This window comes from Paenibacillus sp. FSL R5-0713, from assembly GCF_037973325.1.
Classification (GTDB): domain Bacteria; phylum Bacillota; class Bacilli; order Paenibacillales; family Paenibacillaceae; genus Paenibacillus.
Window position 1 is genome coordinate 5,698,036 of the sequence record NZ_CP150229.1, and the last position, 21,306, is coordinate 5,719,341.

Genomic DNA, 21,306 nt, shown 5'->3' on the forward strand with positions numbered 1-21,306 from the left:
GAGGAAAAACAAATGAAAAAAATCGTAAGTTTTGCCGCTGCTTTAACGTTGATGGGTTCGATGGCTGCCGCTGCTGGTGCTGAGGAAGCGGTTACCGGAACGGTGACTCCCGAAAATGGAACAGAAGCTACAACAACGACAACAACTCCGGCTGTTGAAGTGAACAAACCTGCTGTAGACACCGTAGAAGGTACTGCTGAGACAGTAACCGGTACAACAACAGACACTACAGGTGCAACAGGTACTTCGACAACAACTGAAACTCCAGCTACAACTACAGATGATAAAATGTTTGAAGAGCCACTTGTAAAACCAGGCGATGAAGTTCTGGCACCTACAATGTTGCTGAACCTTCTGGAGCGCACTTGGTTCTATGATGCACCTAACGGTAAACCAATCGGTGCATTGAGCTCCCAAGTCATCGATACAACAGGTGAAGTGGTTGACGGATTCGACGGTGGCGAGTGGGTGCAAGTGTACACTTGGAAAGGCAAAGCGTGGATTCACGTTGCCATCCAGTAACATCGTATAATCGTTCTAACGATAAGTAAAGAGGACAGCCCGCACAATCGCGGCTGTCCTCTTTTGATTTTCCAGGATGTTCACTCCCTGTTCAAGGGTTCCCTGTGACTTCTTCAGTCTTTGGTTCAACATGTACATGTACATGCATGATGTTATGCGATCGCTTCAGACGCTCTTCCACTCTGTCACAGATTTGATGGCCTTCAATCAAGGTTAGGCCTCCATCCACTTCGATAACCACATCCACAAGTACATGACTTCCATGCACACGTGCCTTGACATCCTTGATTTTCTCAACACCGGGAACACGAGCTACGGAGGATCTGAGATCCGTCAGCTCTTTTTGATCAAATCCATCGGTAAGACGATGGGTAGAATCCCGAAAAATCTCCCAAGCCGTCTTGCAGATTAACAGACCTACAGCAATGGCAGCTACTTTATCCAACCACGGGAGTCCGAACTGCGCACCTATAATTCCCACGGCAGCGCCTATGCTGACCCAGGCATCCGAACGATTATCTTTTGCCGCGGCCATCAGGGCCTGACTATTAATCTGTTTAGCCAGACGGTGATTGTAACGATACACGCCTAACATCACCACAGCACAGACTACAGCCACAGCTGCCGCCCAGAGGTTTGGAGCAACAAAGGCTCCCTCATACCAGGAGCGAACCGCTTCAACCAATACTTGCAGCCCAACCATAGCCATAATAAATGAAGCCACCAAAGCAGCAACAGTCTCCGCTCTAAAATGACCATAGGCATGATCCGAATCAGGTGGTTTCTGGGAGATCCGAAGCCCGATCAATACAGCAACAGATGCCACAATATCCGTAAGGTTATTAAAACCATCGGCCAACAAGGCGCTGGAAGCAAATACATATCCACAGATCAGCTTAAAGGCGGACAAGACGAGATAGGCTACAATACTAACCCAAGCCCCTCGCTCCCCTTTTCGAATTTCTTCATAAGCGTTCAACCGGGCGACACTCCTTTAACGTTTCGTATTACGGTTTTTTCATGTTACCAAATGCGGAGCGTGTGGGTCTACAGAAACAGTGTTGCCAGGCTGCATTGCTGTAGGCAAGCCGAAACAAAGTTGCCAGACGGCAGGGCTGTAGTTAATGAGAAAGAATGTTGGCCTGGGTAAAACCAAAGGTTTTGAGCATTTTATCAGGTTGCCCTTGTGGGGCTTTTATAAAACGTATAAAATAGGTACATCCCGTCCAATCTGGACGGCTTACTGTAAGACCGGGAGGGAAATAACGATGAGCGAAAATAACGAACCGAAAAAGGTCAGTTTGCAGGATGCTATACGCCAAAAGCTGGCGCAAAAGAAAGAACAAGCAAATTCCGGTAACCAATCCAGCGCCTACTTTGAAGGCGGACCCAAAGCGATGAAGAGTCAAAACAACAAGAAGCCTAACAACCAACGTCGCCGTACTGGTGGATCTTAGGTCTTAAGGCCGCAGAGAAACCCATTAGATTTACAAAAAGAACCGCAAGCCCTCTTCACAGAGGCTTGCGGTTCTTTCGTGTTCCTATGAAAATGCGCCGTAGATGATGCTTCGTTTAAGCTTCTACCGGATACATTTTATTGCGCAGTTCTTTGATTTCATCACTTTCCAGATACTCGTCATAGCTCATTTGGCGATCAATGATGCCATTCGGCGTAATTTCGATAATCCGGTTAGCAATGGTTTGAATGAACTGATGGTCATGGGATGTGAACAGCATAGTGCCGTCAAAATCAATCATACCATTGTTCAGCGCTGTGATGGATTCGAGATCCAAGTGGTTCGTAGGCTCATCCAGAATCAATGCGTTAGCACCCGTCTGCATCATTTTCGCCAGCATACAGCGAACTTTCTCTCCCCCGGAGAGTACACTTGCCTTTTTCAGGGATTCCTCACCAGAGAACAGCATACGTCCCAAGAATCCACGCAGATACGTTTCATCCTGATCTTTGGAATATTGACGGAGCCAATCCACGAGCGTCATGTCTACACCATCAAAATATTTGGAGTTGTCTTTCGGAAAATAAGCTTGAGTTGTGGTTACACCCCAAGTGTATTCGCCGCTATCCAATTCCGTTTCACCCATCAGAATATCAAACAGTAGTGACTTGGCATTCCCGTTTGGTCCAACAAATGCAATTTTATCCCCTTTGTTCACGACAAAGCTGATATCATTCAGCATTTTTACACCATCAATGGATTTGCTGATGCGATCTACGGTCAACAATTGTTTACCGGCTTCACGCTCAGGCTTGAAGTTGATAAACGGATATTTACGGTTCGAAGGACGAAGGTCATCCAGCGTGATTTTGTCGAGTTGTTTCTTCCGGGAAGTTGCCTGTTTCGATTTCGAAGCATTCGCGGAGAAACGTTGAATAAAGGCTTGAAGCTCTTTAATCTTCTCTTCTTTTTTCTTGTTGGCATCACGTTGCAACGCAAGTGCCAATTGGCTGGACTCGTACCAGAAGTCATAGTTACCTACGTACAGCTGGATTTTACCAAAGTCGATATCCGCAATGTGTGTACATACTTTGTTCAGGAAGTGACGGTCATGGGATACCACAATAACAGTACCTTCATAGTCCATCAAGAAGTTCTCAAGCCATTGAATGGATTCGAGATCCAAGTGGTTGGTAGGCTCATCGAGCAACAGGTTGTTTGGACGACCAAACAATGCTTGTGCAAGCAGGACACGAACTTTTTCGTTACCACTTAGTTCATTCATTTTCTTATCGTGCATGTCACGGTCGATACCCAGACCGATCAGGAGTGCCGCTGCATCCGGCTCAGCATCCCAGCCATTAAGCTCTGCAAATTCACCTTCAAGCTCACCTGCACGCAGTCCGTCTTCTTCTGTGAAGTCTGCTTTGGCATACAGTGTATCTTTTTCTTTCATAATGGCATAGAGGCGACTATGGCCCATAATTACCGTTTCGAGAACCGGATACTCATCATATTCAAAGTGGTTTTGCTTCAAAACGGCCATACGTTCGCCCGGGGTGATGTGCACCTCTCCCGAGTTTGACTCAATTTCACCGGACAAAATTTTCAAAAATGTTGATTTGCCGGCTCCATTGGCGCCGATGAGGCCGTAACAGTTTCCTGGTGTGAATTTGATATTTACATCTTCAAAAAGTGCACGTTTTCCGTAGCGGAGCGTGATGCCGCTTGTACTGATCATTAAGCATACCATCCTTTATTGGTTAATCTGCATACTGCATGAATAGCAAGTTGCGTAAATCCTGGATTCAATATCCCGATGCCTATTCTGGCACCATATTATAACACAAAAAAGCGGCAAATTCGAAAATTGGCCGCTTTTTACTGATTAAAGACTTGGTAAAAATACTGTTCATGCGGGTATACCCCTACATTAACATATTTGGCTCCCTTTTGTTAGTCCTGTTTACCTTCTTCATGCCGAATGCGAAGCGTTTCGCCATGACCAAGCACCCGAATCCGCTCTTTACCAATGCCTAGCCGTTCACGTTCAACTTCCAGACGATCCAGTGCTTCCTTAGGCGTATCATCTGCCAGCTTGAATGTGCCGTAGTGCATGGGCACCATAAGCTGAGAGCCGGTTTCAACGAACCCCTGTAGTGCTTCTTCAGGTGTCACATGCTGAGAAGTCATGAACCATTCTGGATCGTAAGCACCGATGGGCATCAGGGTAATACCAATGTCAAAGCGCTCTCCAATCGTCTTGAAACCTTGGAAGTAACCTGTATCCCCTACAAAATACAACACAGGCGGGCCACCCGAATCTTTGGGTGATTTGTTCTTCCCTGATTCCGCCGTGGATGAATGATCCTGATCGCTCTTTGTTGCAGCACTTTCCGCTGCAGAGGTCGTCGCTAGATGATGCTGTTCCAACACATAACCGCCCCAGTGGGACGTATTGGTATCGAACAGCGTCCGGCGCGTCCAGTGCTGTGCAGGGACAAAGGTTATTTTGACTCCGCCGAGTGTAATATGTTCCCACCACTTCATCTCATGGCACCGATGGAAACCTTTGCGAATCATCTTGCGCTTCAGACCATCAGGTACGATCAGCAATGTCTTGGCGGTAATCAGCTTCCGTAGGGAAGCCAGATGCAGATGATCATAGTGGGAATGGGATATCAGAATGACATCCAATGGTGGAATATCCTGAATCGGAATCCCCGGGGCACCGAGTCTTCGTTGAAATCCCATTTTTTCGGCCCACACCGGGTCAGTCACGATGTTCAATCCATAATATTGAATGAAAAACGTGGAGTGACCAATCCAGGTAATACTCGTGTCCTCCCGATTGGCATGCAGATAATCCAGTTCAGGCGGGTGTTTGGGCACGGTGTAGGAGTAGTCCTTCACTTTATTGCGCCGCTGCTCCCTCCATTGCTTGAATTCCTTCAGCGTTTTGTCCGTACTTACATTATCAATGTTGTTATAACGGATTTTAGGCATGAAAGGGTCATCCTCCCTTCCTGATTTCTTAACAACAGATTACCCCAAACGGGAATGCACGTACCAGTTAATCAATCCTTCGGATTTTTGCATACGGCTAGATATATGAACAGAAAGACAATCGCAGCCATAATGATAAGTGGCGGGGCATACATAATCGTGAATGTCTCAAAAAAACTCAACCCGGTTATACCCGGTATCCCCGTGACACCCTCAGAAGATAGTGGATACAGCAAGGGAGTCATAAGTAGGAACATGTTCAGCAGCATGAACAGACTCATCCTTTCTTTTTACCAGAATTACCACGTACATAATTGGCATCGAACAGGAACAGCTTCATAATCAGCACAAGCGACGGAATCAGCACGAGCAGCCCCAGGCTGAACGCCGTAATCAGTGCAATCCCCATCGTACGATTAGTAAAGCTGTCATAGATATTAATGTAGGGATACAGGATATACGGAAGGTGGGATCGCCCGTAACCATACCAGGCAAAGGCAAACTGAAGCATGACAGCGATAAAACACCAGCCCAGATATTTGCGTTTCCACACCAGCGACACCGCAATGACAAAGCAGATAAACGAAGCAATGAACATCCATGAGATATTCACCATCTGCTCAAAATGTGCGGGATTCTGTTTGTTAATCTGCAGAAATGCCAGAAAACTCGCAAAAATGGTGGGCAAGCTCCACAGCAATGCATACTCTCGAAGCACCTCAAATGCCGGCTCATCCCCTGCCCGTTTTGCATAATAGGAAAGAAACATCGCCGAGATGTACAGCACACTGACCAGTGCAAGCAAAACAACCGACCAGGTATAGGGATTCGTCAAAAATTCACGCCAGCGAAAAAACACCTCTTCGCCCACCTGCTCAATGATTCCACCCTCGGATATCGCCAAAATGGTGGAGAATACCGCCGGAATAAGCAAGCCCGTCGCTCCGTACAATGCCATGTAGATCCGGCTGTTCTGCCCATGGTTGCCATAAGTATTGTAGGCGTAATACACCCCCCGGATGGCAAGCAGTACAATGGCCAAAGAACCCGGCACCAGCAAGGCAGTCCCATAGTAGAAGGCGCTGTCCGGATAAAACCCGACCAATCCGACCACAAAAAAGATCAGAAACACATTCGTCACTTCCCACACGGGAGACAGGTAGCGCTGAATGATGTTATGAATTTTGTTCTCGTGCCCGGTCAAAATGCTGTAAAAGCTGAAGAACCCAGCACCAAAATCAATTGAAGCGACAATCAGGTAACCGAACAAAAACGTCCACAATATCGCAATGCCTGCAATTTCGAAACTCAATGCACGATCCCTCCTTCAAGCCCCAGAGACGCCAGTTCCTTCTCTGCTTCCTTGTTGCGGAACAGCTTGCTGAGCACTCGAATGCACGAGAAACATAGAATCAGATACAGTAAAATAAACAACACCAGCATCCATCCTACCGAAGTCGACGTCGTGGCTGCTTCCGACACCTTCATATACCCGCGTAAAATCCAAGGCTGTCTGCCAACTTCAGCGAACATCCACCCCAGCTCGATAGCAATCATGGCCAGAGGACCCAGCAAGACAATGCCGAGCAACAGCCATTTGGGATATGGCTTGCGCCCTGGCAACCACCGACGCAGTACATATAACACAGGAATCATCAGGATGATCACTCCGGTTGTGACCTTCAGGTCGAACATATAATGAATGGACAGTGGTGGCCTCAGGTCCGCTGGATATTCTTCGAGACCTTTTACTTCCGTATCAGGACGATTCCCCGCCAAAATGCTGAGTGCATAAGGAATCTCAATGGCGTATTTTACTTCATTGTTCTCATCCAAAATGCCCCCATAGACAAGCGGTGCCTCTTTCATCGTCTTGAAATGCCATTCTGCGGCAGCCAGCTTCTCCGGCTGATATTTCGCCAGGAATTTGCCGGAAGAGTCCCCGATCATGACGGTGCTGATGGCAAAGACAAGCGCAGATACCGTCGTGAGTTTTAGTGCTTTTTTGTAATACACATGATCCCGTCCCCGAAGCAAACTGAAGGCGGCTATCCCCGCCAGGATACCTGCACTCAGAGTGTAAGATGAGGCGAGTACATGGGACACCTTGGTTGGTGTTGCCGGATTCAACATGGCAGCAATCGGATGAATGTCCTTCATGATGCCATTAATCAGGGTGAACCCCTGAGGCTGATTCATGAAGGAGTTCACCGTCGTAATGAAAATCGCAGAGGCAGATGAACCAAGAGCTACCGGAATCAACAACAGCATATGCGTGTATTTTTTTTTGAAACGATCCCATGTATAGAGGTAAATTCCCAGAAAGATCGCCTCGATAAAAAAGGCAAACGTCTCCATAAAAAGTGGCAGGGCAATGGCCTGACCTGCTACCCGCATAAACATCGGCCACAGCAGACTAAGCTGTAATCCGATCGAGGTGCCTGTAACGACACCAACGGCAACGGTGATGACAAAACCTCGTGCCCACCGACGTGCCAGCAAGGTGTAATGCATATCATTGGTTCGTAGTCCTCGCCACTCGGCCAAAGCAATCATAAGGGGAACGCCTACACCGATAGAGGCAAAAATAATGTGTACGAACAGGGTCAGACCGGTTAGTATCCGGCTGAGCAAAACAGGGTCCAGGGATGACATGGTTACACTCCTCTTTCACATAATCGTTATGTACGACAGCAGTTACTCTGCTTGAACGTGTATCTCAATAACTCATGATTCGGATGATGCTTTTCACAACGGCATACAGCACAACCACAGCGGCAACCAGACAGACGATGATGAGTGTTTTCTCTTGTTTACGGAACATATTCCTGCCGTCCTCCTTTTGCATGGGATGCAAATTATGGCTCTATAGACAGTTTGCAAAAGAAGTTGTTTTTTTATCCGGGAAAATTGAAAAACAAAAAAAGCCTTTCCCTTTATCACGCTTGCGCGCTCAAGGGCAAAGGCTCTATTCCTAGGAATCATAATTAAATATGGATCATTAAAAAGTGAGACACATCTCTTCATCCATCATTGCATTCAAACCAATACATCCTGCTTGGGCAGTCTTACCTTGAATGTACTTCCCTTGCCCGGTGCAGATATAAAGGTCAGCGTTCCCTTGTGATCCTCTACAATTTTACGGGAGATGTACAACCCGATTCCTGTTCCACCAATCTGCCGATGGTCCGAATTATCCACTCGATAAAATTTGTTGAATAACATGTCCTTCTCTTGCTCCGCAATCCCTATTCCATAATCACGGACATCAAGACATAGCCACTCCTCTTCTTCCCATAACGTAACATCGATGCGATCGGCTCCTGGAGAATACTTGACTGCGTTGCCCACCAGATTATGCAGAACCTGAACCATCCTGTTCTGGTCCGCGTAAGCAAAAAAGTCTCCATTAAACGTATGCACGTAGATTCGTTGGGCAGACTTCATATTCCACTGTTCAGCAACCCCTTCTACTAACTCAACCAGCGGTACATACGTCATATGGTAAGTCATGCCCTCATTATCGAGGCGCTGAATATCGAGTACATCATCGAGCAGACTGCTGAGCCGCTTGCCCTCGGAAGCGATCGTCTGCATGAATTCCTGCTGCTGAGCTGCTGGAAGGTCGTACATCATCATGAGTTCCACATACCCCATAATGGTGGCTACAGGCGTTCGAAGCTCATGAGATACCACGCTGATCAGTTCATTCTTCATCCGATCCAGCCGTTCTTCTCCCGTCCGGTCCCGGAAGACTAGCAGAAAGCCATGGTTTTTCCCCGGTACATCCATCTGCTTCATATATAACGAGAATACACTTTTCTCCGCATTGTTAAATATAAATTCAGTCTCAATAAATGCTGTTTCACCATCCAGAAATGCTTTGGTCTGTTCCAGCAGATTGAAATTATCCGTTAATACCATCGTATCAATCGCCTGCGCCAAATCTTCAATAGATCTGCCCAGAAAATCACCCAAACCAAACATCTCTTCGATCCTGCGGTTGACGATGGTTATGGTCCCTGATCGATCTGACATCACGAGCCCTTCCCGTACGGATTCAATAAATTGCTCACTGATATCTCGCTGTTCCTGAATGGCAATCTTTTCATTGAACAACTCCAGGTTCAGCTTCTCCAGCGCAAGAGCATGACGCACACGATCTTCTTCTGCTCTGGTCCGCTCCGTAATATCCTTGATAAACAGGTTATATAACGTCTCATTCTTGCCAAGCTGAATTTCTACAATTTTGTACTCAATCGGAAAGACGGAACCATCCCGGCGAATCCCTGAAATTTCATCTACGATCGTATATCTCTTACCTTCAACATAATCGAATCGCTCCAACAATTTCTTGATCTCGATGCAGCTTGCCCCCTGGAAAAGAGACGGTGCTTCCTTCTGTTGGATCACTTCTTCCCGACGTAACCCAAACATTCTTTCAGCCTCTGGATTAAACTCAACGATCTGTCCATTGGAGTCCACAGCGATAATGGCATCAATAGAGGATTCAATGATTGCACGTTTGACCTCTTCACTATTCTTGAGTTCCTTGGTGCGTTCTACGACCCTGTCCTCCAGCGTTAACTTGTCATGACGAATCTGTTCGAATTGTTCCAGCAGCACATCAGCCATTTTACGCAAATTACCAATCAGGATCTGTACTTCGGTTACATGGCTGGTGGGCCACTCCAGCTTCCCGTTTCGAAACAATATTCTCGGCAGAGAACCCGTCATTCTGGTCAGTCTTAACAGTGGGCTAACGACTTTTCTACTGAGAGGAGCCGCTACAATCATAGAAGCCACAATGATGATGAACAGGGATTGCAGCGTAGTCAGATATATCGATTCAATTCGGGGGTAATACTTGGACGAGTCAGTCACAATAAATACCCGATAAGGTGTTATATTCTTCATTTTTGCTTCGTAGATAAAGATGGCTTGTCTCCAATGATTCAATACATCGCTGTAATGGATATTAGCAGAACTTTTCAGCATGAGGTTATCCTTCGACTTCAGAATATTGAACCTGTCCATGTCCAGGTACCCACCAGGCTGAAGTGTATTTAAACCAGAAGCGATGACTGTATCATTCCGATCAAGCAGTATCACATTCACACCCAATAGATGATGATAACGCGCCATATTTTGTTCCATATTCTCGGATGTAACATACTCTTCATCAAGATCCTGTACAACCGCACTCGATGCGTATTTCATCTCACGTAATATGGCATCATTCATTTGACTCAACTGTCTTTGGCTATCGGCGGATAACAATACGAGCGAAACAAATACCACGAAGGCGACTACGTATTTAAACGCAATCCTTGTGAGTGGAATGGTTCCCGTGCGTTTTAATCTTTGCTCACCCATAGTGATCCAGAAATCCACCACAATACCTGCAATTAGAGCATTTACCATGCCAATCACGGCAATATACATATACTCATACTTCAAATCTTCTATATCCAAGCCCAACACATAATGTCCGCAATAGATAACCGGAAGTAACATCACTACCCAGAAGACAGCATTCGCCTTGATTAGGCTTCCGTTCTTCCAACGAATCTGCCAACCTAGCATCCAGAGCAATTCAATGAAATGCGCAATCATTACGGTTAAATTCCGTGGCTCGAAGCCGGCAATGATGTTATTCAACAGATGGATGACTGTAAAGGTGACCAATCCATAGATAGCCCCATGCAAACGAAGAGCAATGAGTACTGCTGCGCTGCCCACCATAATTTGCACACCATAGAATAACGTCAGTGGAAAAATAGTGCTTAGTGAGCCCAGCATAATTAGTATGCAGGTCCCAATCCAGGGAATCTGCAGCTTCGAGATCACCCAATCCAGCATCTGTATCTTCTTTATATGATCCATTAGCAGTTAACCTCATGAATCATTTTTTCTTCTGTTTTCAACAACAACGTTGGTTCCCCCTATAAACTTAAGCGGATACAATCTACATTTTTTCCCCTTAACTCGTTCTGATCTATTATACTGTAATTAGTAGTTGGTGTAGATTTGGGAAATTCTGAGTCATCGGCAACCTAATTGCATTCATGCTAAGATATTGAAGCTCAATAAAAAAAGTTTATTCCTTCTCTACATATACATCCTATATTTTGGAATACAAACATTAAAAAATTTGCAGCATTTATTCGCAATTCACCTTGTTTTTTTAGTAGTTTCTTAACATATTATTTTCACCAGGAGTGTGACCCTATGACGATCAAAGTACTTCTTATAGAGGATGAGAAAAATCTGGCCGACATGATTGCTTTCTTTCTGGAGGAGGAAGGATACATCACTGAACGGGTTCAACATGCCCGCGAGGCTCTTCAACTGTTTCCACAATTCCAGCCGGATATTGTTGTAACGGATCTCATGCTTCCTGAAATGGATGGAAATGATCTCGTAGAAGCCTTTCGCCAGCACTCCACTGTGCCTATTCTAATGATCTCCGCAAGCACCATGCTGAACGATCGACTGCGCGCATTACATAATGGTGCGGATGACTTTCTGTGCAAACCATTTAGTTTGAAAGAGTTGGATGCACGGATTAAAGCACTGCTGCGAAGATCAATCATTTCCTATCAGGATAAACCGGCAAAGGAAGACAAGCAGGCAGAGGTTACTGGGCATGTGAATGTGAATGAGTACAGAAGAACCCTGTTTGTGGATGGTGTTGAAATCGAGGTCACTCATATTGAGTTTGAGATTATGAAGGAATTGTACCGAAATCCGGGTAAAGTGTTCACCCGCAATGAACTGATGGATCGAATCAAAGGCTCCGAACGCGCCTATCTGGATCGTACCATCGATGTTCATATCTCAAGTCTGCGTAAAAAAATTGAGCCTGACCCCAAGAACCCACGTTATATTAAGACGGTTTGGGGAACAGGCTATAAATATGTGATCTAATCACGATCGTAACAATTGAAGTTAAAAACTATAGCCACATCCCTCTTTTATCTCATGGATAAGATGGGCGGTATGGCTATTTCTGATTTGTGGACAGACGATGAATGAAACCAATTCTCCATTTCCTTGATGAGATGATCCGGGTCTTGCTCGTTCCAGAGAAACATCTTCATCTCACCTGTGCCTGTAATCTGTTGCAGGTGTCGCTTCCGAATGAGGGATTTGAAATCAGTAATGACCAGTAATGGAAGTTGTGGCATAAAAGCCCGAATGGCATTTGCTGCTGACACCGCTTCTTCGGCAATTTGATAATCAACAATACAATACCGGGCATTTTCCCAACTTCCCCGATGTGTTTCTATCGCAGAACCAGATGTTGAGTCCTCCATCCAGTTCCTGAACAATTGAATAATATTCTCATATGCAATACGACGTTTACCATCCGAGAGCACAGTAATGGGTTCCATAAGTATAACCTCCAGTTGTTTCTTCCTATTATTGTGCCAATTTTCGTTTAAAAATGTTTGTGAGTGAACATGAAAGAAGTGTTAACAAATTTCGCACTTCTTCACACTAAGTGTCAGATATGCCCATATCTCTTCTGGATAATTTCGCAGATTCCACACATTGATGTAAAATAGAGAAATACCCGTGTGATTTAATTAACGGGAGGTTAAGGATGAATTTGGTATTATAGGAGGTTACACTGATGAATATTGTTTCCATTGAACCAACACCGAGTCCAAATACGATGATGCTGCATCTCGATGAACGTCTGGAGGACGGAATTCGCAGAACATATACACTGGACAACGAACGATCCGCCCCGGCGTTCATTCGCCAGATGCTTCATATTCCCGGCGTGAAGAGTGTATTTCACACGACCGACTTCGTGGCGCTTGATCGCAAAGGAAACGCAGACTGGTCTGTGATTCTGGGCGAAGTCCAGAATCGTCTCGGACAGGAAGGCATCAACCTGGACTGGATTGAGTCTGAGGACGGATCTGGCGAACACTTCGGAGAAGCACAGGTATTCGTTCAGTTCTTTAGAGGGGTACCCATGCAAATCAGGGTTAAGGCCGGAGCCAAAGAAGAACGAATCTCGCTGTCAGATCGTTTTGTCAAAGCCGTTACCGAAGTTGCCAGTGCAACCATGATCAAAGAACGTAAACTGAGTGATTACGGCGTTCGTTACGGCGAATTACCGGACATCGCACGCGAAGTTGAGCAAGAGCTGGAAGCGGCCTATCCGCCAGAACGACTGGAGCAGGTCATCCAACAGGCGATTGAACATGGTACCAACTCCGAAGAATTTATTGAGCGTCGTCGCGAACTGGATGGTGCCGAACTCGAAGAGGCCTTGCGTAACAGTGACTGGAATGTTCGCTATGCTGCCTTGGACGGCATGGAGCCTACAGCAGAAAGATTGCCGCTTGTAGCTCAAGCTCTGCATGATGACAAAATGCAGATCCGGCGTTTGGCCGTGGTATACCTGGGTGACATTCGTACACCGGAAGCAATGGAACTGCTGTATGAAGCGCTCCAGGACAGTTCACCTGCGGTACGCCGTACGGCCGGGGATACCTTGTCTGATATCGGCGATCCTGCCGCCACACCAGCCATGACAGCAACATTATCGGATAAAAGTAAACTTGTCCGCTGGCGTGCTGCACGTTTTCTATATGAGGTCGGTACAGAAGAAGCAGAGCAAGCGTTGCGAGTTGCAGCCGATGATCCCGAATTCGAAGTCAGCCTGCAAGCCAAGATGGCTCTGGAACGAATCGAATCCGGCGAACAAGCTGCCGGAACGGTATGGCAACAGATGGCCGGCCGCAACAAAAAAGAGGAATAGTCGTCCCTCAAACCTCACATCCAACAATTGTTATTGCACTGGAAAAGCACGCGCGTTATACTGGTTGTCTGTTTACTAAACTGAACACACCGTGTTAAGTTGTGTTGTTCATAATTTCATAGACAATAGATACACCTCATCCATGAATGGTGAGGTAGAGGTCGCGGGTGCGATCAGTACGCTGAAGGAGGCGCTAAGGAGCCGCTTATGAGATCAGCCGAAAGGTGCACCCGCCGAAGCTTACTGGACGTTCCTTATACGGTCCGGTGGGCTGGGGCTGCTGTCGAAAGACGCAGAACTGTCACGGAAGTACATTTCCTTTGTATAAAGGTATGAATTCTTCTGTGTTGAGCTATCTTAATCATCTGGGACATGGTGCGGACATTGAAATATTAAAGACCGCAGGCTGATGCCTGTGGTCTTTTTGTTTAGGAAGCAATTATCGCAAACATCAGTATATCGAATGAAGGAGTGTTTCCATGCAAGACCGCAGTAACCCAACAACAACTAGACCTTCCCTGAAAAAAGGATTACGCGCACGCCATATGACGATGATCGCCCTCGGTGGCTCAATTGGGACCGGGCTGTTTCTCGCAAGTGGTACCGCCATCTCAACCGCAGGCCCTGGCGGGGCATTAATTGCCTACGCGGCCGTTGGCATCATGGTCTATTTCCTCATGACCAGCCTTGGTGAGCTTGCTACCTTTATGCCGGACTCCGGTTCATTTAATACGTATGCCGCACGTTTTGTCGATCCCGCCCTCGGGTTCGCCATGGGCTGGAACTTCTGGTATAACTGGGCGGTAACCATCGCAGCAGAGCTTGCTGCCGCAACAGTGCTCATTAAATACTGGTTCCCCGACAGTTCGTCCATGTTATGGAGCTTACTGTTCCTCGTGCTGATCTTTGCCTTGAATGTCCTGTCCGTCAAAGGATACGGGGAGTCCGAGTACTGGTTCGCCATTATCAAGGTAGCTACCGTTATTATCTTCCTGGCCGTTGGTGTGCTTATGATCTTTGGTATTATGGGCGGAGAAGCCGTTGGTTTCAGTAACTTCACCATCGGTGATGCGCCCATTCATGGCGGATTCTTCGCCGTGTTAGGCGTATTCATGGCTGCGGGATTCTCATTCCAGGGTACCGAGCTTATCGGAGTAGCCGCCGGGGAAAGTGAAAATCCGCGCGAAAATGTACCTCGTGCCATTCGGCAGGTATTCTGGCGCATTCTGATTTTTTACATTTTGGCGATTACCGTGATCAGTCTGATCATTCCGTATACTCATCCGAATCTGCTCAAAGGAGATCTGGAAAATATCGGGGTCAGCCCGTTCACACTGGTGTTTGAAAAAGCAGGACTCGCCATTGCGGCTTCCGTCATGAATGCCGTTATTCTAACTTCCGTACTCTCTGCCGGAAACTCAGGCATGTATGCTTCAAGCCGGGTTCTCTATGCCCTTGCCCGAGACGGTAAAGCGCCTCGGTTCCTCGGTAAGCTGAACAAAAAAGGCATTCCCATGAATGCCTTGCTGCTTACCACAGCCGTTGGCATGTTGGCATTTCTTGCCTCCCTATTCGGCGATGGCATTGTGTATACCTGGTTGCTGAATGCATCCGGTATGTGTGGTTTTATTACTTGGCTAGGTATCGCTATCAGTCATTATCGCTTCCGTCGTGCATACGTTGCACAAGGCAGGGACCTAAGCGATCTGCCTTACCGGGCACGTTGGTTCCCGTTTGGGCCGATCTTTGCCTTTGTCCTGTGTATTATCGTGATTATTGGACAGAACTATCAGGCATTTACGGGTGACGAGATCGACTGGAGTGGAGCCATCGTTGCCTATCTGAGCGTCCCCCTGTTCCTCGTGTTGTGGCTTGGTTACAAATGGATCAAAAAAACCAAAGTGGTGCCGCTGAAGGAATGTGATTTCACACCTACCGATGCACCAAGTAACAAATAGTAGCTCCAACGTACTATCATCTACAGATACAATTGACTTTATATAATAAAACCTCCCCGTGGCGTTGCAGTTTTCATTCTGTAGCGATACGGGGAGGTTTTTTGGTGACGGCCCCTTCGAACCTTCCTGTACCTCTTCGTCCTTTCGTCTCCTGTCCATATTTTGTATAGGTCTGTAAGTAAAAATAGATAAAGGTATACTATTTTTCTTGAACAACGGGAGTTGATGCATAATGAAAAAATTCTCTATCCTGCTCATTCTGCTGGGCATGCTGATCATCAGCTTTCCTTTCCTACGGGACACGTATTATGACTGGCAGCAAACCCGTGTGATGAACGATCTGGAGCAACTGCAAGACGGCTTGTCCAAGCTGAATCACGCCTTCGAACAAGGCATACAGGATGCAGCTTCCGCCGAGCCAACTACTGACAATACAGATATAGTGCAAGACGAATCTTCGGATACGTTGGGGGTACTTTCCATTGACAAGATTGATGTCCGCTTGCCGATTTTGGAGGGTGCCACGGAAGCAAACATGAAGGTAGCTGCAACCCACCTTGTCGAAACCAATAGAATCGGTAACAAAGGTAATGCCGCCATTGCCGCTCATCGCGCACACAAAAAAGGACGACTGTTCAATCGCTTGGGAGAACTCCAGATTGGCGATTCAATGGAAGTCACCCTGGCAGATCGAACGATCATCCATTATAAGATAGATCGGATATCCGTTGTGAAGCCGAATGACTTGTCCGTGCTGGAAGACCCCGGACTTGGACAGGTCCTTACCTTGATTACCTGTGATCCACTCGTCAATCCAACACATCGGTTAATTGTAAGAGCCATTAAAGTAAATCCTGACGTTGCTGGATTTGATCTTCCTTAAGGTTCAACCGAAATAAAATAAAACACCCTCTAGTATATTCACACCGTGACTCTGGGTCACTTGTGAAGCTAGAGGGTGTTTTTATCTGTTTTATCTGAAAATGATCTATTCCTGCATTACGTGCTGCGTGCGATCTAACGCTGAAGCAGTTGTCTACGTCGGAAGTAAACGTATCCCACACTACCCAATGCCATCAGCATCATGCCTGCCACAGTGAAAGCCCATGTGCTCTCTTCGCCTGTCTTCGGCAGCATTCCCTGTGATGCAGAGTTTCCGTTCTGCTGTGATGCAGAATTCCCAGTCCCCTGCGATCCATCTGTATCCGTTCCCGCAGAAGGTGCCAATGCGCTATCCCCATCCGTTGTTTCTGTATCCCCCGCTGGAGGTGCAGTGTCGTCACCGTTGGAGACGCCAGGCGAAGGAGGAGTTACTCCGTTATCTTCATCTGTTGGAAGCTCGGTTCCGTCTCCAGGTTCAGTAGGTCCAGTAACCACTGTACCTGGGACAGACGTTCCTGGTTTTTCTGGTCCCGGTGTTACTGGTTTCTCCGGATCTGGTGTTACCCCCGTAGTAGGTGTCCCCGGATTATAAGGTCCACTCGATCCACCGCCCGATACCGGGATAGCCTGATTTATTTTTTCTACAACTATGGCTTCGGTTTGTATGTTCGTAATTTCAAATGGTACAGGTGTTGTGTCCAAGATATATCCGTTAGGTGCTTTTATTTCGACCAACTGATATTTATTGACATCCAGGTCTTTAAGTACAATTTCACCTTGCTGATTGGTTGTCAGTGTGGCTTCATCCAGACCTGTTACCTTGTGGAACTCCCAATTCCCATTTGCATCCATCAATGCAGTTTGAGCCCGTAATTCAAACACTGCACCTTGTAGATGCTGAGTTCGACCCGCATTGGTTTTAATCAATTTCACGGAACGATTATTTTCTTTATTTTCAATAGTCAATTGCGTTTCCGGTTTGATAATAGATATAAGCGTCTCCGGCTGTTCAATGACAAAACCTTCTGCCTTGGTCTCTACCAATGTATATGAACCATAGGTTAATCCATCGAATTCTATGACCCCGTTCAGATCCGTCACTTTCGTATCGATGATCGCATTGGAGTGATCACGCAATTCGAATTCAATTCCACTTAATACGGACTGATCCTTCGCATTGACTTTGGTAACGACAAGTTTGCCACCTGCCCCTATGGCATTCGACTTCGTCAGTGTAATAATCTGAGTCTGATTCTCTACGATGGTGAAGGGAATCGGGGTAGCATCCAACTGATAAAACTCGGGTGCCACAACCTCTACCAATTCATAATCCCCAGGTAAGAGATCACCTTTGGCGATTTTCCCATCTTCCCCTGTCGTCAACTCGTCTATTTTCTCTCGGGTTGCGCCATTGTTCAAGTACAATTCAAAGGTTGCACCCTGGAGCTTCTTGGATGATTCAATGGCATCTACCTTAGTTAATTCGAAGCCTTGTCGAATCTTTTTATTTTCAATGTCAAAGGCAATATCCGCATCCTTGAATTCAATCGTTTTACCTGAGGCAGAGCCATACTCTGGATCAACCATGTATCCTGCCGGTGCAGATAATTCTTTTAACTTATAAGGTATACCGTTGGTTAGATTGTTTAATCGATAGTTTCTGGAGCTTTCAACCACACCATTCTCGTCCGTTGGTTTCAATGTTTCCAGGAGCGTAGTTCCAGACGCATTATAGATTGCGAATATGGCTCCTTCCAGTGGAAGCCCAGTATCACTGACTTTGTGGATTCTAATCTTGCCCAGACCAGTAGAGGCTCCTCCACCCGCTCCAGCCAATGAAACTTTGATACCCACCTGATTGCCTTCTCCCACCACTGAGGAGGACTGACCTGCAAATTCAACTTTATTCTCAATTCGAGCGCCATGATCGGCATTAATATAGGACTGATATTCTAGAATGAATGCCGTATGGATATCTTTATTGAAGGTGAGGGTAAATGTATTACCTTCAACGGTCAATTCATAATCTGCCGGATCAACCAGTCCAGCTTTGTTGGATATATTGCCTGAATTGTTGGCAGGCAGGTTCGTTGCATATAATTTTAAGGAGTCCGCCAATAAAATTTGATTCTCCGACAAGGTATCTGTTAATGATGTACCCGCTGGAACATAAGATTGACTTGGATTGATATTTACCGTCCATGATGCTTTATCCGTTGTACCGATCTGTTGACCTGTTTTTTGAACATACACACCCCCGTGAACTGGCGTGATGCTCGCTGATCTGTTAAAGCGCTCTTCACCGCCCTCACCATCGGTTAGTACGGCCTGGTTGGCATACGTACCTTCCACGGAATAAGGTCCATCCAGGCTCGTTTGATACTGAATGCGATAAGCTACTTTGCCGATGTTCCCCAGGTCCAATGTAAAACCTTTACCGTCCGGGTTCAGCTGGAATTGACCAGGTGTGAGCGCAACCTCGCTACCTACAGCAGTAACATTATTGGCTCCCTGTAACTCTAACTCATGAACTTTTAATGAACCGTCTACAAAAGATTGGTTACCCGTGTAGGCATCCTTAAGGATAGCCTCCTGAATATCAAACAAGTTGTAGTTTACATCAATTGTCCACGTGATCGTTTTGTCTTTGGCGCTGTATTCGCCCTTTTTGTTACCATTTTGAATGGTGTACTCTTGCGGTTTGACCATAGCCGACTTGGTAATCGCAGTCTGTGCTACATTGGACTCTTTCCAATCGACCTTGGCCGAGTTGCGATATTCATTATCCGTTGGCATACCTGCCGTCGGATCAAAGCTTGTCGTATAGGTAATGACATGTTCCGTGTTAATGGTAACGCCGTCCTTTAGGCGAACGGAGAATCCTTTTTCATACGTAGGATCAGCCGGGTCTGGAGTCAATTCGAAGTCGTCTTTGTTAACCCCAGTCACTTGAAGACTACCCTGAATTAGCTTCATGTGTCTGCCTTCATAATTGTCGGTAATGACGATATCCGTCATGTCCTGCAAATCACGGTTCAACACCATCTGCCATTCAATTTCTTTGGTGTTGAAGTTTTCACTTTTTACGCTTTTGGCAAAAATGACTTCCCGGATGTCTTTCCGGCCTGTTTTGGAAGTACCATCATACATGTTCACTGTGTTCGTAATGGTATCGTTTGTATAGACACGATGAATGGATTGTGTATCATATTCAATCTCATAGGCCTTGGTAATGTCGTTCTTAAAATGTAATCTGAAGCCGTCATCAAATCCTGTATTTATTGTTTCAAGTGTGTATTCATTCGGATTCACCAGCGTTCTGTTCGAAGCCGCTCCGCTCGCATTAATATCAACTTGGTATACGTTGACGGAATTGTTGATCAGTTGCTGTTTGGCCGTATCAAAACGGTCTTCAATCCATGCATTCGCTTGCATGATTTCTTGCTGATTGTAGTTATATTGCACTTTCCATGTGATTGTCTGTGTCACCGGATCATACGCACTATCTTGGCCTGACTTGTTCAAAGGCTCGTTAAAACTCACACGAACTCGGCCAATATCCGTCTCGTTATGCTCGCTCTGATCCGTTGTAAGCGCAACCTGGTTTTGAAACTCCACATTGGTGAACGGAGCAGTGGTTGGTGCTTTAACACTTGTCGTATAGGTTACACGATAGGCCTTATCCGTGTCTCCCAATACAATTGGAAACTGTGGTTCCGTTTGAACTATTGGACCTTCTTTTACAGATCCATTCAATTGCACTTCCAATTCACGAATTTCGATATTGCCCTTGAGTTCAAGGTTTGTTGGCAATGTATCTGTAAGAACCGCATTTTTCAAAGCCTTCTCGCCTTGGTTAAAATCTACAGTCCATTTAATTTCATCCGAGTTGAAATTGTCTTTGTTTGCGCTTCCCGATTTCTTCAATTTATCTACGGCTGTGTTGGCAAAATGCACATTAATGATGCCCTGCCCCACAGAGCTAAAGTCTATCTGTTGTTTCAATCCATCTTCCATCTTGCTCTCATCAAACTTAATCCACACGTAGAAATTGCCTTCCAGCTGCGCATGCTCGATCAGTTCGTTGAAGGTAAAGATGATTGTGCCATCTGGATTCACCACATACTCCCCAACACCGCCATCCAGATCGCCCTTAAGCTGTGATCCAATGATGAATTTATCCGGCAAGTTGAAGGTAAACGTGGAACCATCGCTGTAGTTGTGGGTGTCATTTGCAAGCCCCCATGTAAAGACGACAGCCACCTCATCCTGAATGGATGGACGAATATCCTCAATTTTATCGCCTTTGATATCAATCGTTCCATTTCCATTATCTTGCGGTGCTTGATTGTACATCTGCACACTCGTAATTAATTGCTCTGTAATTACCGGACCTGCAGCTGCACCAAGCAGATGCATCGTATTATCCTCCTGATCTTCCGGAGTACTGACATCCTTATCTTCTTCCGGAATGGCAGGATCTTCTTTCACTTCTCCCGAACCTGCCGAACCATCTTCTACCGCTGTATCACTGATTGCACTGGCTGGCAAATTAGTTAATTCATCCTGAGCATGCATCGTTGGTGTTAAGATCCAACCCTGCATCATTTGTGTGACCAGCAACAGAGCAATGATCACTATGCTCACTTTTTTCCTCATTTTTTGCATATCCTCCTCGTACGTAATGTTGGCATGCGCC

14 protein-coding genes and 1 riboswitch are annotated in these 21,306 nt (G+C 46.1%); of the genes, 6 read left to right on the top strand and 8 right to left on the bottom strand.

Going from position 1 to position 21,306, the window contains the following annotated elements; translation table 11 throughout:
- The first annotated feature begins 12 nt into the window (after positions 1-12).
- Positions 13-522: a hypothetical protein gene (locus tag MKZ12_RS25430; protein ID WP_339237736.1), complete on the top strand. Its 510-nt coding sequence runs from the start codon at positions 13-15 to the stop codon at positions 520-522.
- A 91-nt stretch (positions 523-613) separates the two neighbouring features.
- Here the strand turns inward: MKZ12_RS25430 and MKZ12_RS25435 are convergent, their stop codons facing one another.
- The gene (locus MKZ12_RS25435) at positions 614-1,501 is read right to left on the bottom strand and encodes a cation diffusion facilitator family transporter (protein WP_339237738.1); all 888 of its coding nucleotides are present in this window, start codon (positions 1,499-1,501) and stop codon (positions 614-616) included.
- A gap of 289 nt (positions 1,502-1,790) precedes the next feature.
- Between MKZ12_RS25435 and MKZ12_RS25440 the strand changes: the two genes are divergently transcribed.
- Positions 1,791-1,979, top strand: coding sequence for a hypothetical protein (locus MKZ12_RS25440; RefSeq protein WP_017692261.1), 189 nt, complete (start codon positions 1,791-1,793; stop codon positions 1,977-1,979).
- 115 nt (positions 1,980-2,094) lie between these two features.
- Here the strand turns inward: MKZ12_RS25440 and MKZ12_RS25445 are convergent, their stop codons facing one another.
- The 5 genes from MKZ12_RS25445 to MKZ12_RS25465 all read right to left on the bottom strand — a co-directional run bounded on the left by MKZ12_RS25445 (position 2,095) and on the right by MKZ12_RS25465 (position 10,871).
- Positions 2,095-3,720: an ATP-binding cassette domain-containing protein gene (locus tag MKZ12_RS25445; RefSeq protein ID WP_091038559.1), complete on the bottom strand. Its 1,626-nt coding sequence runs from the start codon at positions 3,718-3,720 to the stop codon at positions 2,095-2,097.
- A gap of 215 nt (positions 3,721-3,935) precedes the next feature.
- The gene (locus MKZ12_RS25450; protein WP_339257413.1) at positions 3,936-4,985 is read right to left on the bottom strand and encodes an MBL fold metallo-hydrolase; all 1,050 of its coding nucleotides are present in this window, start codon (positions 4,983-4,985) and stop codon (positions 3,936-3,938) included.
- Between the two features lie 277 nt (positions 4,986-5,262).
- On the bottom strand, positions 5,263-6,297 hold the full coding sequence (locus tag MKZ12_RS25455; RefSeq protein ID WP_339257415.1) for a cytochrome d ubiquinol oxidase subunit II: 1,035 nt from the start codon (positions 6,295-6,297) through the stop codon (positions 5,263-5,265).
- Entirely contained in the window at positions 6,294-7,640 is a 1,347-nt protein-coding gene (locus MKZ12_RS25460; RefSeq protein ID WP_339237746.1) for a cytochrome ubiquinol oxidase subunit I, read from the bottom strand. Before MKZ12_RS25460 ends, MKZ12_RS25455 begins: the two co-directional genes overlap by 4 nt.
- 384 nt (positions 7,641-8,024) lie before the next feature.
- The gene (locus MKZ12_RS25465) at positions 8,025-10,871 is read right to left on the bottom strand and encodes an ATP-binding protein (protein ID WP_339257417.1); all 2,847 of its coding nucleotides are present in this window, start codon (positions 10,869-10,871) and stop codon (positions 8,025-8,027) included.
- A gap of 345 nt (positions 10,872-11,216) precedes the next feature.
- On the opposite strand from MKZ12_RS25465, the gene MKZ12_RS25470 reads away from it, so the two are divergent.
- Entirely contained in the window at positions 11,217-11,915 is a 699-nt protein-coding gene (locus tag MKZ12_RS25470; protein ID WP_339237750.1) for a response regulator transcription factor, read from the top strand.
- A gap of 47 nt (positions 11,916-11,962) precedes the next feature.
- Here MKZ12_RS25470 and MKZ12_RS25475 read toward each other — a convergent pair whose 3' ends face one another.
- Entirely contained in the window at positions 11,963-12,382 is a 420-nt protein-coding gene (locus tag MKZ12_RS25475) for a hypothetical protein (RefSeq protein WP_339237752.1), read from the bottom strand.
- A gap of 242 nt (positions 12,383-12,624) precedes the next feature.
- On the opposite strand from MKZ12_RS25475, the gene MKZ12_RS25480 reads away from it, so the two are divergent.
- From MKZ12_RS25480 to MKZ12_RS25490, 3 genes are all read left to right on the top strand, one after another.
- Positions 12,625-13,767, top strand: coding sequence for a virulence factor (locus MKZ12_RS25480; protein ID WP_339237754.1), 1,143 nt, complete (start codon positions 12,625-12,627; stop codon positions 13,765-13,767).
- A gap of 147 nt (positions 13,768-13,914) precedes the next feature.
- Positions 13,915-14,130, top strand: a riboswitch (Lysine riboswitch).
- A 116-nt stretch (positions 14,131-14,246) separates the two neighbouring features.
- Positions 14,247-15,725 carry an amino acid permease gene (locus MKZ12_RS25485; protein WP_339237756.1) on the top strand — a complete coding sequence of 493 codons (1,479 nt, stop codon included), beginning with the start codon at positions 14,247-14,249 and terminating at the stop codon, positions 15,723-15,725.
- Positions 15,726-15,957: 232 nt separating this feature from the next.
- Positions 15,958-16,608, top strand: coding sequence for a class D sortase (locus MKZ12_RS25490; protein WP_339257419.1), 651 nt, complete (start codon positions 15,958-15,960; stop codon positions 16,606-16,608).
- Positions 16,609-16,742: 134 nt separating this feature from the next.
- Here the strand turns inward: MKZ12_RS25490 and MKZ12_RS25495 are convergent, their stop codons facing one another.
- Positions 16,743-21,266 (bottom strand): collagen binding domain-containing protein, encoded by a 4,524-nt coding sequence (locus tag MKZ12_RS25495; protein ID WP_339257421.1) that lies wholly within the window; start codon positions 21,264-21,266, stop codon positions 16,743-16,745.
- Positions 21,267-21,306: the final 40 nt, after the last annotated feature.